The 14,140-nt window shown below is 68.5% G+C and carries 14 protein-coding genes; 6 read left to right on the top strand and 8 right to left on the bottom strand.

Annotation, left to right across the window (positions count from 1 at the left end):
- Positions 1 to 133: 133 nt before the first annotated feature.
- Together ACYCO6_RS34690 and ACYCO6_RS34685 are read right to left on the bottom strand one after the other, a co-directional pair.
- Complete coding sequence (locus ACYCO6_RS34690) at positions 134 to 595, bottom strand: hypothetical protein (RefSeq protein WP_459767966.1); 462 nt, start codon at positions 593 to 595, stop codon at positions 134 to 136.
- A gap of 62 nt (positions 596 to 657) precedes the next feature.
- Positions 658 to 1,044, bottom strand: a complete 387-nt coding sequence (locus ACYCO6_RS34685; protein WP_459767964.1) for a hypothetical protein — start codon at positions 1,042 to 1,044, stop codon at positions 658 to 660.
- A gap of 396 nt (positions 1,045 to 1,440) precedes the next feature.
- Between ACYCO6_RS34685 and ACYCO6_RS34680 the strand changes: the two genes are divergently transcribed.
- The 5 genes from ACYCO6_RS34680 (at position 1,441) to ACYCO6_RS34660 (ending at position 4,783) form a co-directional block, all read left to right on the top strand.
- The gene (locus ACYCO6_RS34680; RefSeq protein ID WP_459767962.1) at positions 1,441 to 2,049 is read left to right on the top strand and encodes a response regulator transcription factor; all 609 of its coding nucleotides are present in this window, start codon (positions 1,441 to 1,443) and stop codon (positions 2,047 to 2,049) included.
- 200 nt (positions 2,050 to 2,249) lie between these two features.
- The gene (locus ACYCO6_RS34675; RefSeq protein ID WP_459767960.1) at positions 2,250 to 2,495 is read left to right on the top strand and encodes a hypothetical protein; all 246 of its coding nucleotides are present in this window, start codon (positions 2,250 to 2,252) and stop codon (positions 2,493 to 2,495) included.
- The gene (locus ACYCO6_RS34670; protein WP_459767958.1) at positions 2,492 to 3,208 is read left to right on the top strand and encodes an ABC transporter ATP-binding protein; all 717 of its coding nucleotides are present in this window, start codon (positions 2,492 to 2,494) and stop codon (positions 3,206 to 3,208) included. Before ACYCO6_RS34675 ends, ACYCO6_RS34670 begins: the two co-directional genes overlap by 4 nt.
- Positions 3,181 to 4,425 (top strand): ABC transporter permease, encoded by a 1,245-nt coding sequence (locus ACYCO6_RS34665; protein ID WP_459767956.1) that lies wholly within the window; start codon positions 3,181 to 3,183, stop codon positions 4,423 to 4,425. The genes ACYCO6_RS34670 and ACYCO6_RS34665 overlap by 28 nt, the downstream gene beginning before the upstream one ends.
- 43 nt (positions 4,426 to 4,468) lie before the next feature.
- A complete protein-coding gene (locus ACYCO6_RS34660) occupies positions 4,469 to 4,783 on the top strand; it encodes a response regulator transcription factor (protein WP_459767953.1) in 315 nt (104 codons plus the stop codon).
- A gap of 210 nt (positions 4,784 to 4,993) precedes the next feature.
- On the opposite strand, the gene ACYCO6_RS34655 is transcribed toward ACYCO6_RS34660, so the two are convergent.
- Positions 4,994 to 7,216, bottom strand: coding sequence for a xanthine dehydrogenase family protein molybdopterin-binding subunit (locus ACYCO6_RS34655; protein WP_459767951.1), 2,223 nt, complete (start codon positions 7,214 to 7,216; stop codon positions 4,994 to 4,996).
- A 14-nt stretch (positions 7,217 to 7,230) separates the two neighbouring features.
- A complete protein-coding gene (locus tag ACYCO6_RS34650; protein ID WP_459767949.1) occupies positions 7,231 to 7,701 on the bottom strand; it encodes a (2Fe-2S)-binding protein in 471 nt (156 codons plus the stop codon).
- Positions 7,702 to 7,834: 133 nt separating this feature from the next.
- Here ACYCO6_RS34650 and ACYCO6_RS34645 point away from each other — a divergent pair, with 133 nt between their 5' ends.
- Positions 7,835 to 8,431, top strand: coding sequence for a hypothetical protein (locus tag ACYCO6_RS34645; RefSeq protein ID WP_459767947.1), 597 nt, complete (start codon positions 7,835 to 7,837; stop codon positions 8,429 to 8,431).
- A 75-nt stretch (positions 8,432 to 8,506) separates the two neighbouring features.
- On the opposite strand, the gene ACYCO6_RS34640 is transcribed toward ACYCO6_RS34645, so the two are convergent.
- The 4 genes from ACYCO6_RS34640 to ACYCO6_RS34625 all read right to left on the bottom strand — a co-directional run bounded on the left by ACYCO6_RS34640 (position 8,507) and on the right by ACYCO6_RS34625 (position 14,102).
- Positions 8,507 to 11,680: an efflux RND transporter permease subunit gene (locus ACYCO6_RS34640; protein ID WP_459767945.1), complete on the bottom strand. Its 3,174-nt coding sequence runs from the start codon at positions 11,678 to 11,680 to the stop codon at positions 8,507 to 8,509.
- Entirely contained in the window at positions 11,677 to 13,179 is a 1,503-nt protein-coding gene (locus tag ACYCO6_RS34635; protein WP_459767943.1) for an efflux RND transporter periplasmic adaptor subunit, read from the bottom strand. The genes ACYCO6_RS34640 and ACYCO6_RS34635 overlap by 4 nt, the downstream gene beginning before the upstream one ends.
- Positions 13,176 to 13,580 carry a FixH family protein gene (locus ACYCO6_RS34630; protein WP_459767941.1) on the bottom strand — a complete coding sequence of 135 codons (405 nt, stop codon included), beginning with the start codon at positions 13,578 to 13,580 and terminating at the stop codon, positions 13,176 to 13,178. Before ACYCO6_RS34630 ends, ACYCO6_RS34635 begins: the two co-directional genes overlap by 4 nt.
- 81 nt (positions 13,581 to 13,661) lie before the next feature.
- Positions 13,662 to 14,102 (bottom strand): hypothetical protein, encoded by a 441-nt coding sequence (locus ACYCO6_RS34625; RefSeq protein ID WP_459767939.1) that lies wholly within the window; start codon positions 14,100 to 14,102, stop codon positions 13,662 to 13,664.
- Between the last annotated feature and the right edge of the window lie 38 nt (positions 14,103 to 14,140).

Here is a 14,140-nt window from a genome sequence, read left to right as displayed (position 1 = left end):
CCTCGTCCTCCGCCCAAACATGACCGTTTACGGTCGGGCGGCGAGAATTCGGCTTCGCGGGTCGTCGACTTCCGGATCCGGACACGGCTTTCTCCACCTTGCAGAAGTTCGACGCCCGGCCTTTTTGCCGTTTCTAGCGGATGCGCAGAGTTGCATTGCCGTTCACATTCCCGTTCAGGGACCCGATATTGCCGTTGCCGTTGTAGCTCCCGCCGTTCAGGTTCCCGTTGAACGAGCCGACATTGCCGTTTCCGTTGTTGGTCCCCGTATTCAGGTTTCCGTTGAACGCGCCCACGTTGTTGTTGCCGCTGGTCGAGCTGGTGTTGCCGAGGCCGTTGAAGGCACCGACATTGCCCGTCCCGCCGTTGAAGGCGCCCAGGTTTCCGTTTGTCTGCGGGGCACCGTTGCCGTTGCCGTTCCCGTTGCCATTGCCGGAACCGGTGTTGCCGTTGCCGTTGAAGTTGCCGTTACTGATCCCGATGTTGCCGTTGCCGTTGCCGTTGCCGTTTCCGAAGGAAAAGGCGAGCGTTTGGGCTGAGGCCCCATCAGCGGCCAGAAGTGCCGCGAGAACGAGAAACCGAGCGCTGTTCATCATCGACTCCCTGCAAACGGATCGGGAGCGACCGGATGGGTCGCTCCCAAGGTCATCGCAGCGGCTCAGCGGTTCAGGTTGCCGTTGCCGTTGCCGTTGAACCAGCCGCCGTTGAGGTTGCCGTTGGCGTTGCCGTTGCCGATACCGTAGTTGAGGTTGCCGTTGGCGTTGCCGTTGCCGACACCGACGTTGCCGTTGCCGTTCAGGTTGCCGTTAAGGGCACCGGTGTTGCCGTTGCCGTTCAGGTTGCCGTTGAAGGCACCGAAGTTGAAGTTGCCGTTCCCGTTACCGTTGAAGGCGCCGGTGTTGCCGTTGCCGTTGCCGTTACCGTTGCCGACACCGACGTTGCCGTTACCGTTGCCATTGCCGCTTCCAATGGAGAAGGCGTAACCCGTCGAGGGCAGAGCAGCGAGCGAGAGCGCGGTGACGGCCGAGAGCAGAATCTTTTTCATCAGATGCCTCCGTTGATGAAATTTCACGGCCTGTTTCGACCGTTTGCGCCGGCGCTCATGGGCGAGATCACGCCATGGCACGACCGACGCACCAAGCATTCACGCTCGCTGTGATGATGTTAATACTGACAAAGAGACTAGTCACATTGGACTAATTCCGCCGCTCTCGACGGCGCAAATTTCCGTTTCCGGTCAATCGCTTATTCTGCGACAACTGTTTCGCGTGGAAATTTGAAAATCAGTATGTTATGGTCATCCCCGTACGAAAAAGACCTGACTTCGGCCGATCTATAGGTAAATTATCAGTCCTTGAGCCGAAAATTTTAAGATCACAGCGGCTTAGATTTGTCTGATTTATTCGATACACAGCGCAACATTCGTGATCGGGAGCACATCATGGGGGCAAGGCCGCTCATACACTTGGTGGACGACTGCGCCTCCATGCGCGCCAGCACGGCATCTCTCCTTGAGGCTGCGAGCTTCGCCGTCCGTGAACATGCCAATGTCGGTTGGATCCTTACCGAGATGGCGCAACTGGATGGCGATTGCCTCCTGACCGACATGCGCATGCCGCGGATCGACGGCCTCGAACTCCTCACGCGTCTCCGCGCGGCCGGCTCCACGCTCCCGGTCGTTGTCATGACGGGATACGCCGATGTCACCACGGCGGTGCGCGCGATGAAGCTCGGGGCCCATGATTTCATCGAGAAGCCGTTCCCTCCGCAGGCTCTGCTGAGGGCCGTCCGCTCAGCCATCCGCTGCCGCCGTGCGCACGGCTATGACGTGAAGCAGGCGATCATCGCGGAGCGCCTCGGCCGCCTGACGAGCCGTGAGCGGCAGGTGCTCGACCGGGTCCTGCTCGGCCGGACCCATCGCGATATCGGCGACGAACTCGCCATCAGCCCTCGCACCGTAGAGGTGTTCCGGGCGCGGATCATGACGAAGATGGAGTGCGAGACGGTTCAGGACCTCGTCCGCGCAGCCCTCGAGGCCGGGGCAGCCTGAGGGTCGGGGCACCGGACCTGCCTGCACCCCGGTGCGCGGCCTAAGGGTTTCCTCGTACGAGCGAAGCCGTACGGTCGCGAGCGAATTTCGGCCGCGGCTCCAGTCTGACACAACTTTGATCGGACGTTTGGCGCAACTCAAGACGCCATCGAACCATCGCCCGCCCGGCTGGGAAACGCCGCGGGCGCAGGAGGCTGGCCATGGGACGCTGGTTCATCAGCACCCTGTGCGCGCCCGCCGTCGCCAGCGATCTGGCTGTCGGCGCGGCGGACACATGTCCGGACGCCTTCCCTTCCGCGGCCGTCCGGACCCAAGAGGTCGGTACATCGGCCGCTGATGAAGGTGCGCCTCGCGATGGCGCCCGATCGGAATGCGACCGGATCGTCGCCGGGCGGGCCGATGCGGCTGAACCGACCCGCTTCCTCGGAGACGGGCTCGAGCTATGACGGAACGCGTCGTCAGTCTCTCCGCGGTCAACCGCACATTCCGGATGGGCGACATCAGCGTGCCCGTTCTGCACGACATCACGTTCGACGTCTTCGACGGCGAATGCGTGGCCGTGGTCGGCCCGTCCGGCTCCGGCAAGAGCAGCCTGATGAATCTGGTCGGGCTTCTGGACCGGCCGACCTCCGGGCAGATCATCATCGAGGGCGTGGATACGGCGCGGTTGTCTGCCGACCGGCGCGCCACGCTTCGCAACCGCCGCATCGGTTTCGTCTTTCAGTCCTACAATCTCCTGGCGCGCAACACCGCCTTGGACAATGTCCAGTTGCCGCTCATCTACGCGGGCGTCGGGAGAGCCGAACGACGCCGGCGCGCGGAGATGGCCCTCGCGGCCGTAGGAATGTCGCATAGGGCCGATCATCTGCCCTCGCAGCTCTCCGGCGGCGAGCAGCAGCGGGTGGCGATCGCCCGCGCCCTGGTGACGGATCCCAGTATCGTCCTTGCGGACGAGCCGACCGGCGCCCTCGACAGCCGAACCGGCATCGAGATTCTCGCGCTGTTCCGCAGCCTGAATCTAGCGGGACGGACTGTCCTCATGATCACGCATGATCTCAGCGTCGCCGAGCGGTGCGGTCGCATTGTCCGATTGCAGGACGGGCGCATCGTCTCGGATCGCCCCAACGTGACGTGCGGTCGGGCGAGGGCCTCGGCCTGATGGTCGCTCAGGCACTTCTGATGGCGCTCCACTCCCTGCGTCTGAACCCGATGCGCAGCTTTCTGACGATGCTGGGCATTGTCATCGGCGTGGCCTCGGTGGTGACGGTCCTGGCCATCGGCAGCGGCGCGCAGGGGCGGGTCGCCGACCAGATCCGCGCGGTCGGCGCCAACGTCCTGATGATCAATCCCGGCACCGCCCGGAAGGACGGCGTCCGGCTCAAGGCGGGGACCCGGCTGACGCTCACCGAGGGCGATGTCGAGGCCATCCTCGCGCAGGTGCCGCAGGTGCGCGCCGCGGCCGGATCGCTGTCGGGCACGGCCCAGATCGTGCGCGAGAACCGGAACTGGAACACCACCGTCAACGGCACCACCAACGGGCACTTCCTCGTGCGCGACTGGCTGCTGGCGCGCGGCCGCAGCTTCAACGGCACCGAGCAGACCACCGCCGCCAAGGTCGCCATCCTCGGCAGCGTCGTGGCCAAGGAGCTGTTCGGGCGCGACAACCCGGTCGGGGCGGAGGTGCGGATCATGAGCGTGCCCTTCGAGGTGGTGGGCGTGCTCGATCCCAAGGGGCCGGACCAGGACGACGTCGTGTTCGTGCCGCTGGAGACGGCCAAGCTGCGCTTCCTGGGCAGCGCCAGCGGGGTCAACCGCGACGCCGTCGCCTACATCATCGCCAAGGCCGTCTCCGAAGAGGCGATGGGCCGAGCGCGCACGGAGATCGAAGGGCTCCTGCGCCAGCGCCACCGCATCGCCGAGGGCCAGGAGGACGACTTCAAGGTCTCCGATCCCGCCGCCGCCATGGATGCCCAGCGCGGCGCCACCCGCACCATCGCGCTGCTGCTCACCTCGGTGGCCGGCGTCTCACTGCTGGTGGGCGGCATCAGCATCATGAACATCATGACCGTCACCGTCACCGAGCGAACCCGCGAGATCGGCATCCGGCGCGCGGTCGGCGCGCGAGGCCGGGACATCCGCCTGCAGTTCCTGGCCGAAGCCCTGGTGCTCTGCCTGCTGGGCGGCCTCATCGGCGTCCTCGTCGGCACCGCCGTCTCGCTGACCGTCGCACGCTCCGCCGGTTGGACGACGATCATCGACCCGAGTGCGGTTGCATTGGCTGTGACCTTTTCCGCTATCACGGGACTCTTCTTCGGCTTTTACCCTGCCCATCACGCGTCCCTGCTCGATCCGGTGGAGGCACTGAAGGCGGAATGACCAGGGGCGGCACTTCTTGGAGAGGCATTGGAGGGAGGCGCAAATGACTCTTACCGACGGAAGACGTCCGGCGATGCAATTCAAGACGCCGATACGTGTCCGGCGTGTCAGACAGGATGCCACCAACCGCCCTGTCGACGCTCCCACCGCCCGCGAGCGCGAACTGATCACGCACATCGCGAGCGGCCTTCCGAATAAACTGATTGCTTACGAAATGAGTATTTCGCCAAACACTGTCCGCGCCCACATCAGCAATGTCATGCGCAAGTACAAGCTGCAAAATCGCACACAGATTGCCACGATGCTGATGCCCATGCTCCGCTCCAGGCTCGATCTCGCAGCGCGCACCAGCCGCTGACGTCCAATCTGGAGACGAGGCAAGAGAATCTAGAATGTCCGTGATGGGCGCGAAGTGGCCGACCGGATATGGCCGGAACAGCGGTCGGGCCGCCCTCCAGCTCACGTCGGAATCTCACATGTTGGGTCCGGCCGCCTCGGTCGGGCTTCGACGATCGAGGCGGCCGCCCCACCCTACGGCACCGCGCAATAGAACGGGCATGGGGCTATGTCAGGCCCCATGGAGGGCTGCCTTCACCTTGGCCGGCGTGAACGGCACGGACCGCACGCGCACGCCCGTCGCGTCGAAGATCGCATTCGAGACCGCCGCCGGCACGATGGCGGCGGACGGTTCACCCGCTCCCCAGGGCTTCTCGGTCGGCCGATCGATCAGGTCGATCACGACTTCGGGCACGTCCGGGAAGGTCAGGATCGGGTAACTCGACCAGTCGAGGCTCGTGACGGCGCCGCGATCGAAAGTGACCTCCTCCATCAGCACCCGGCTGACGGTCTGGATGACGTTGCCGTCGAGCTGGTTGCGCACGCCGTCCGGATTGATGATCTGCCCGCAATCCTGGACCACGAAGAAGCGCGGCACCCGCACCTGCCCCGTGCTGCGATTGACCTCGACCTCGGCCACCCCGGCCACGTAGGTGCGGTTCAGCTCATACTTCACATAGGAGATGCCGCGGCCGCGCAGCACGTCGCCGGATGCGTCCTTCACCGGCGAGGGGCGGGCCTGCCACTTGGCGAGGTCGGCAACCCGCTTCAGCACCTCGATGCCGCGCGGATCCTTGAGCGCGCGCAGGCGGTACTCCAGCGGGTCGGCGCCGGCCACCGCGGCGCATTCGTCGAGGAAGGCTTCGTTGGCGTAGGTGTTCTGCATCCGCCCGGGTGTGCGGATCCAGGAGGGCCGGAGCGGTGTCGAGGCCAGACGGTGGCAGACCGTGCGCACGTTCGGAAAGGCGTAGGGCAGCGCCGAGTTGCCGATGATGTTGCCCGGCGCCATCGTGGTCTCGTGCGGCAGGTCCGCCAGCGAGGCCGCCACCAGCGGCACGTTGCCGGCCGCACCTTCCGGAATGTGGAACTGCGAGGACCAGGCGGCGACGTTGCCCTGCTGATCCAGCCCGGCCTTCAGGTCGATCAGGGTCGGCGGTCCCTTCGGATCCCAGCCGTGCTCGTCCGCACGCGACCACTGGACCCGCACGGGGCGGCCGACCGCGCGGGCGAGGAGCGCCGCATCGCCTGCCGCGTCCTCGTGGCCGTTTCGTCCGTAACAGCCCGAGCCCTCGACGTAGATGCAGCGCACCGCCTCCGGCGCGAGGCCGGTCATCGCCGCGAGCTGCTTGCGCAGCGCGTGCGTCATCTGCGAGGCGGTCCAGCAGGTGAGGAGCCCGTCCTTGAACTCCGCTATGGCGCAGGAGGGCCCGATCGAGCCGTGGGTGTGGATGGCGAAGTCGTAGGTGGCTTCGAGCCTCCGGGCAGCCTGGCCGAGGGCCGCTTCGGCATCGCCCGTGCTGCTCGTCACGTCATCCTTGGTCACCTTCGTGGCGCGCACGTGCTGCCAGAGCTTGTCCTGCTCGGGCAGCCCCTCCCACTTGGACCACGTCGCCTGGAGCTGCTTGGCCGCCTTGATGGCCGCCCATTCCTTCTCGGCGACGACGGCCAGGAAGTTGCCCTGGCGCACGACCGTGATCAGGCCCGGGATGTTCGCGACCGACGCCTCGTCCACGCTCTGCAGATCCGCGCCGATGGCCGGGGGGCGAACCACGCGGGCATGCACCATGCCGGGCACGCGGTAATCCTGCATGTAGGTGAAGCGGCCGGTCATCTTCTCGGGGATGTCGATCCGCGCCACCGACTTGCCCACGAGAGCGAAGCGCGCCGGGTCCTTGGTGGTGACGGCCGGATCGACCTTGAGGTCGAGGCGCCCGTCCTTCACGAGTTCGGCGTAGGAGAGACCTGCGCCGCCGGCCTTCGGCCGCACGGTACCCGCCTCGGTCACCAGCGCGTCGGCCGGCACGCCGAGCCGCTCGCTCGCGCTCTGCACGAGGCGGGCGCGGGCCGTCGCCGCCGCCTGCCGGATCTCGACGCCGCCCTTCTGGATCGAGAGGCTGCCGTAGGTCGGCCCCTGATCCGGCGTCAGCGCGGTGTCGCCCTGAACGATGGTCACGCGGTCGAGCGGCAGGTCGAGTTCCTCGGCCGCGATCTGCGACATCGCGGTTTCGACGCCGGTGCCAAGGTCGACCTTGCCGGAGAAGATCGTGACACGGCCATCGGCACCGAGCGCCAGGAAGCTGTCGACCTGGTCCGGCGCGACGGGCTTCGAGAAGCCGTTGGTCGCGACCGCCGCGAAGGTCTGCGCGCGAGCGCCGCGGCCGGACAGCGAGAAGCCGACTACGAGGGCACCGCCCTGGAGGAGCAGGCTGCGGCGGGAGAGGAGGGGCGCGTTCATGGCAACAACCTCCGTCAGAGCGTGCCGGCCGCGCGCTGGACGGCGCGCACGATCCGCAGGTGGGTGCCGCAGCGGCAGAGGTTCTGGGCCAAGGCCTGCCGGATCGCGGCCTCGTCGGGCTTCGGCGTCTCGTTGAGCAGGGCGGCCGACTGCATGATCATGCCGTTGATGCAGTAGCCGCACTGCGCCGCCTGTTCGGCGATGAAGGCCGCCTGCACCGGGTGCGGCTTGTCCGGGCCGCCGAGACCCTCGAGCGTCACGATCTTGGCCCCCGCCTTCAGGCTCGAGACCGGGGTGACGCAGGAGCGCACCGCCTGCCCGTCGACATGCACCGTGCAGGCGCCGCACTGGCCCAGCCCGCAGCCGAAGCGCGGGCCATGCAGGCCCAGATCGTTACGCAGCACGTAGAGGAGCGGCGTATCGGGATCGTCCACATTCACGTGCGCCGCGTGCCCGTTCACGTCCAGCGATATCGGCTGTGCCATCGGGCGTCTCCCTGGAACCATTCTGGGGTGCCCGCCCTATACCCGGCGTAGATCCGGAGCAACGCGGCGGCGTGACAGCGATCCCCATTCGCTGCCCGTGGCCATGCTGCCCCCGGCGCCGTCAGGAAAGCGCATGCCCTCGCAGAACCGCAGCCGATACACCCTTGCTCTCGTTCTCGCGCTGTCCGTCAGCCCCACATGGGCCGCCGAGCGCATCGCGCAGGACTGGCCCGAGCCGTCGCAGAAGGCCGCGGAGGCCATGGCCAACAAGTACGGCGCACCGCAGGAGCAGACGGCGACCCTGCTGATCTGGCATCGCAACGGGCCATGGATCCGGACTGTGGTGCATAAGGTCGGAGCCGAGCACGACTTCCCGGCCAAGCACAGCGACGTGCTGGAACAGAGCCTGCCCTACAAGGTGCCGCTCAACCTCTTCAGCGCGGTCGCGACGTTCAACGGCAGCGTGATCCCGGATCGGACACGGGGCACCCTCACTGCCTACGGTGCCAGCGAGGCCGAGAACGTCCTGAGCTTGAACTTGGCCCGCGCGGTCGTGCGGGGCGAACTGACGGTCGAGCAGGCCCGTGAGAAACAGGTCGCGGCAGCCCAGCAACTGGCGAAGGGGCAGGTTCCGGACCTTGCCGCCACGTTGACGCTCGACCAGCAGCAGGAAGGTGATGTGTCCGATCCGGATACGGCGATGATCCTGCCGGCCGGCCGAACACCCTAGCCGCTGGGCCAGTCGGTCCGGGCCCAGTGCCGAACCGGCGTTGCAGGTCTCTCGAAACGGCTCGACGGGCGGCCGCTATGCGGCGGCAGCCCCGTGAGGTGTCGACTCGTCAACGGCGACCGCTTCGCTTTCCCCGCCCGGGGGCAGGCCCCAGCCCTTCACGAGCCCGTAGACGGCGGGGATGACGGCGAGGGTCAGCACGGTCGAGGACACCATCCCGCCGATCATCGGCACGGCGATGCGCTGCATGACCTCGGAGCCCGAGCCGGTACTCCAGAGGATGGGCAGGAGCCCCGCCATGATGGCGACCACCGTCATCATCTTCGGGCGCACCCGCTCGACCGCGCCGACCATGATGGCCCGCCGCAGGTCACCGCGGGTGACGGGACGGCCCGCGTGCACGCAACGCGCCCGGACCTCGTCCCAGGCATGGTCGAGGTAGACCAGCATGATCACGCCGGTCTCCGCGGCGACCCCGGCCAAGGCGATGAAGCCGACTGCCACCGCGACCGACAGGTTGAAGCCCATCCACCAGAGCAGCCACACCCCGCCGACGAGGGCGAAGGGCAGCGACAGCATGACGATGAGCGTCTCGGTCAGACGCCGGAAGTTCAGGTAGAGGAGCAGGAACACGATCAGCAGCGTCAGGGGCACCACGATCGTCAGCCGTGCCTCGGCCCGCTCCAGGTATTCGTACTGCCCGCTCCACTGCAGGGTCGTGCCCTGCGGCAGCCTCACCGCGTCGGCTACCGCCTGGCGCGCCTCGGCCACGTAGCCGCCGAGATCCCGGCCTGCGAGGTCGACGAAGATGTAGACAGCGAGCTGGCCGTTCTCGGTGCGGATCGCGGTCGGCCCCCGCGTGAGCACGACCTTGGCCACCTCGCGCAGCGGCACCGTGCCGCCCGCCGGCAGCGGCACCTGCACATCGTCCGCAATGGCCCGTGGGTCCGAGCGGAAGGCGCGCGGGTAGCGCACGTTCACGGTGTAGCGCTCGCGGCCCTCGACCGTGGTGGTCACGGCCTGCCCGCCGAGCGCCGTCGCGACGACGTCCTGCACGTCGCCGACCGTCAGGCCGTAGCGCCCGAGCGCCTCGCGGTCCGGCGTGATGTCGAGGAAGTAGCCGCCGATGACCCGCTCGGCATAGGCGCTGGAGGTGCCCGGCACGGCCCGGATCACCGCCTCGACCTGGCGGGCGACGCCCTCCATGGCCGCCAGGTCGGTGCCGAGCACCTTCACGCCCACCGGTGTACGGATGCCGGTCGAGAGCATGTCGATGCGGGCGCGGATCGGCTGCGTCCAGGCATTCGACACGCCGGGGAACTGGAGCGCCCGGTCCATCTCGGCCCTGAGGCTCGCCAGCGTCACGCCCGGGCGCCACTCCGCCTTCGGCTTCAGGGCGATGACCGTCTCGAACATCTCCATCGGCGCGGGGTCGGTCGCGGTGCTGGCGCGTCCGGCCTTGCCGTAGACCGAGGCCACCTCCGGGAAGCTCTTGATGATGCGGTCCTGGGTCGCGAGGAGTTCGCCGGCCTTGGTCACCGAGATTCCCGGCAGGGTGGTCGGCATGTAGAGCAGCGTGCCTTCGTCGAGCTCCGGCATGAACTCGGAGCCGAGCTGCCGGGCCGGCCACACGGTGGCCGCCAGCACGCCCAGCGCGAGGAGGACGGTCGGGATCTGCGCCCGCAGAACCCCGGCGATGAGCGGCCGGTAGAGCCAGATCAGGAGCCGGTTCAGCGGGTTGCGGTGCTCGGGGACGATGCGCCCGCGCACGAACAGCACCATGAGGGCCGGCACCAGGGTCACCGACAGGAGCGCCGCCGCGGCCATGGCGAAGGTCTTGGTGTAGGCGAGCGGCCCGAACAGGCGCCCCTCCTGGCTCTCCAGGGTGAAGATCGGCAGGAAGCTCACGGTGATCACGAGGAGCGAGAAGAACAGCGACGGCCCGACCTCGGCGGCGGCCTCGACCAGGATCTCGACCCGCGGCCTGCCCGGGGGCGCCCGCTCCAGGTGCTTGTGGGCGTTCTCGATCATGACGATGGCGGCATCGATCATGGCGCCGACCGCGATGGCGATGCCGCCGAGCGACATGATGTTGGCGCCCAGCCCCAGAGCCCTCATGCCCGCGAAGGCCATCAGGATGCCCACCGGCAGCATCAGGATGGCGACCAGCGCGCTCCTCACGTGAAGCAGGAAGACGATGCAGACGAGGGAGACGACGACGCTCTCCTCGGCCAGCGTGTGCCGCAGGGTGTCGATGGCCGCGTCGATGAGCTGCGCGCGGTCGTAGACCGGCAGGATCTCGGTGCCGGCCGGCAGGCTTTTCGCGACCTCCGCGAGCTTCGCCTTGACGCCCTCGATGACGGTCAGGGCGTTCGCGCCGAAGCGCTGCAGGACGATGCCGCCGGCGACCTCGCCCTCGCCGTTCATCTCGGTGATGCCGCGGCGCTCGTCCGGCCCGAGCTCGACTCGGGCCACGTCCCGGACCCGCAGCGGCGTGCCGCCCGAGCTCTTCAGCACGATATTCTCGATGTCGGCGCTGCTCTTCAGGTAGCCGCGCCCACGCACCATGAACTCGAACTCGGAGAGCTCGACCGTGCGGCCGCCGACGTCGGCGTTGCTCGCCCGGATGGCGTCCCGGAGCTTGTTGAGGCTGACGCCCTGGGCGCGCAGGCGGTTCGGGTCGACCACGACGTTGTACTGCTTCACGAACCCGCCGACGCCCGCGACCTCGGCAACGCCCTCCGCGCGCGAGGCCCCGAAGCGGATGACCCAGTCCTGCAGGGACCGGAGCTCGGCGAGCGTCCGCTCCTTCGCGACCACCACGTACTGATAGACCCAGCCCACCCCCGTCGCGTCGGGCCCCAGCGTCGGCGTGACCCCGGCCGGCAGGCGGCTCGCCGCGCCGTTGAGGTATTCCAGCACCCGGGAGCGGCCCCAGTACGGGTCGGTGCCGTCCTCGAAGATCACGTAGACGAAGGACACGCCGAAGAACGAGAAGCCGCGCACCACCTTCGCCTTCGGCACCGTCAGCATGGCGGTGGTCAGCGGGTAGGTGACCTGATCCTCCACCACCTGCGGTGCCTGACCCGGATACTCCGTGTAGACGATGGCCTGCACGTCCGAGAGGTCGGGGATGGCGTCGAGCGGGAGGGTCCTGAGCGCCAGGATGCCCGCCGAGACGGCGAACACGGTCCCGACCAGCACCAGGACGAGATTGCGGGCCGACCATCCGATGAGGCGCGCGATCACGGCGTGCCCCCTGCGTTCGACGCCTGTCGGCCGTCCTTGGGGGCGGCCAGGGCCTGGAGCGCGGCCTTCAGGTTGCTCTCGGCGTCGATCAGGAAGTTCGCCGCCGTGACCACCCGGTCGCCGGCCGACACGCCCGCGCGGATCTCCGTGTAGCCCCCGCCGCGGATTCCGACCTGCACCGCCTTCGGCTCGAAGCGGCCCTCGCCACGGTCGAGCAGCACGACCTGCCGCTCGCCCGTGTCGATGACGGCGTCGTCCGGGACCGCCACCACGGGCTTGGCGTCGCCGGTGGCGATCTCGACGTCGGCATACATGTCGGGCAGCAGCGCGCCGTCCGGGTTCGGCAACTCGATGCGCACCCGCGTGGCCCGGGTCTCAGGGTTCACCTGCGGGTAGACGACCGCGATCTTGCCGGAGAACGTCCGGCCCGGGGCCGAGCGCAGGCGCACGGTCACGGGCTGCCCCACGCGCACCCCGGCGAGGTCGCGCTCGGGCACGTCGGCCAGGACCCATAGGGTTGCGATGTCGGCGATCCGGAACAGGGTATCGCCGGCCGCGGCCTTCATGCCCTCGACGGCACTCCGCTGCAGGACGAGCCCGTCCCGGGGCGAGGACCACGTGATGGCCATCGGCACCTTCCGGGTGCGCTCCATCGCGTCGATGACGTCTTCCGAGACGTTCAGGTTCTGCAGGCGCCGCCGGGCGCCGTCGAAGCCCGGGTTGGCAATGAGCTGGGCCGCGGCCGCATTGATCTCCGGCGAGTAGACGTGGACCAGGGGCTGCCCCTTGCGGACGCGGTCGCCGGTCGTGACGTTCTCGACGTGGTCGACATAGGCGTCCGAGCGGGTCGCCACGACGGTGACGCGCCGCTCGTCGAGCGCCACGGTGCCGGGTACGCGCACCGGCTGGGCCACCACCTGTTGCTCCGCGACCGCGGTCCGCACGCCGGTGCGCTGGACCTTGCCGGGCGAGACCGTCACGACGGTGCCGCCCTCGTCCTCGCCCGCGTAGACGGGGATGTAGTCCATCCCCATCGGGTCCTTCTTCGGCACCGGCGACGTGTCGGGCAGACCCATCGGATTGCGGTAGTAGAGGATCCGACGGGTGTCGCCGGCAGCCTTCGCCGTCTCGCCCTGCGCCATGCCGTGACTGGCCGTGTCCGCCGGCATGGCCTCGCCATCATCGGCGACGTCGAAGCTGACGTCCTCGCCGGCCTGCACCGCCCGGAACGCGCGCCCGTCCTCGGTCACCATCTGCGACGCCGAGTAGACCGGCTTTCCGTCCGGGTCCTGGTAGTAGACCACGGGTCCGTTCGCCTTCGCGGGGGCCGGGGCGGGTATGGCCGCCCGGCCCGTGCCGGCGGGAAGCCACTCGGCGAACTGCGCCTGGGCGCGCGCGACGAGGGCCGGGACAGGGTTCTCCCCGTGCCCGGCGACGTAGCCGACGCCTCCCGCCGCGAGCGCGGCGAGGGTCCCGGCGAGCCATGGCGACCGGCTCATCGGATGGCCTGGAAGACCAGCTTGTCCTCGACCGTGCCGGTCTCGCCCTGGACCTTGGCCCCGAGCGACAGGCGCCAGCCACCGGCCATCGAGAGCTTGGCCTTGAAGCGGTAGATGCCGGGCTCGGTCGAGGGGATCTGCTCGATCCGGGTGACCATCTCTTCCATGCTGTCCGGGGCCATGTCGAGGCGCTTGGCGAAGATCACGGCGTCCGGCACCGGCTTGCCGCTGCGCTTGTCGACGAGCCGCACGGCGACGACGGTCTCGCCGACCTTCGCGTCCTGCTGCACGAGCTGGAACTGGTAGTCCTTGATGTCCGCCAGGGCGGGCACGGTCGCCGCCGACAGGACGGCGCCGAGCAGCGCGGCCGGCAGGGCGCGCGCGAAAGGGGTCTGGGTCACGGGTGTGGTCTCCTGAACGCGAGGGAAGGCGACGCGCGAGGGCGCGTCACCGGGCCGGCGCGCGCGCCGGCAGCATCGGGTTCAGGCTCGGGGAGGCTCGGGTAACGGCGCCCCGTGGACGCTGGCAAAGGTCGCGGGATCCGGCCAGGCAACGCTCACGCGCCGCGCGGCGGGCACTGGGACCGGGATCGCGGCCGGCAGCAAAGAGGCCACGCTCGCCAAGCACAGGGCCATCAGCGGGCAGCCCTTGGCGCAGTCCGGCTTGGCGGTCTCGGCCTTCGGGCAACACGGCATGTCGTCCATGTCCATGCCGGTCATGTCGGCGGCCGCAGCGTCGTGATGCCCCACATGGGCATGGTCCATCCCGGGGCTGCGGTGGTCGCCCAGGGCCGCCGCGTGATGGCCGTGGGCCATCGAGGCGTGCATGCCCGTGGTGGCCGCGGGAGCGGCCGCCGGCGTCAGGGCGAGACTGAGAACCGCCAGCAGCGGCAACAGTCGCCGGAGGGCGAGCCAGAAGTTCACGACGCCAAGATGCCAAATTCCGGGCCGGCGCGGAAGCC

This window comes from Methylobacterium sp. CM6257 (assembly GCF_054611515.1).
Note: the sequence above shows the minus strand (reverse complement) of the source record. Positions and strands in the feature narration are given on the sequence as shown.

Excerpts from the sequence above, each read along its gene's own strand:
- ACYCO6_RS34655 (WP_459767951.1), bottom strand. The coding sequence starts at position 7,216 with ATGAACGCGCCCCTCCTCTCCCGCCGCAGCCTGCTCCTCCAGGGCGGT.
- ACYCO6_RS34635 (WP_459767943.1), bottom strand. The coding sequence starts at position 13,179 with ATGAGCCGGTCGCCATGGCTCGCCGGGACCCTCGCCGCGCTCGCGGCG.
- ACYCO6_RS34675 (WP_459767960.1), top strand. The coding sequence starts at position 2,250 with ATGGGACGCTGGTTCATCAGCACCCTGTGCGCGCCCGCCGTCGCCAGC.
- ACYCO6_RS34660 (WP_459767953.1), top strand. The coding sequence starts at position 4,469 with ATGACTCTTACCGACGGAAGACGTCCGGCGATGCAATTCAAGACGCCG.
- ACYCO6_RS34680 (WP_459767962.1), top strand. The coding sequence starts at position 1,441 with ATGGGGGCAAGGCCGCTCATACACTTGGTGGACGACTGCGCCTCCATG.
- ACYCO6_RS34685 (WP_459767964.1), bottom strand. The coding sequence starts at position 1,044 with ATGAAAAAGATTCTGCTCTCGGCCGTCACCGCGCTCTCGCTCGCTGCT.
- ACYCO6_RS34670 (WP_459767958.1), top strand. The coding sequence starts at position 2,492 with ATGACGGAACGCGTCGTCAGTCTCTCCGCGGTCAACCGCACATTCCGG.
- ACYCO6_RS34650 (WP_459767949.1), bottom strand. The coding sequence starts at position 7,701 with ATGGCACAGCCGATATCGCTGGACGTGAACGGGCACGCGGCGCACGTG.
- ACYCO6_RS34645 (WP_459767947.1), top strand. The coding sequence starts at position 7,835 with ATGCCCTCGCAGAACCGCAGCCGATACACCCTTGCTCTCGTTCTCGCG.
- ACYCO6_RS34690 (WP_459767966.1), bottom strand. The coding sequence starts at position 595 with ATGATGAACAGCGCTCGGTTTCTCGTTCTCGCGGCACTTCTGGCCGCT.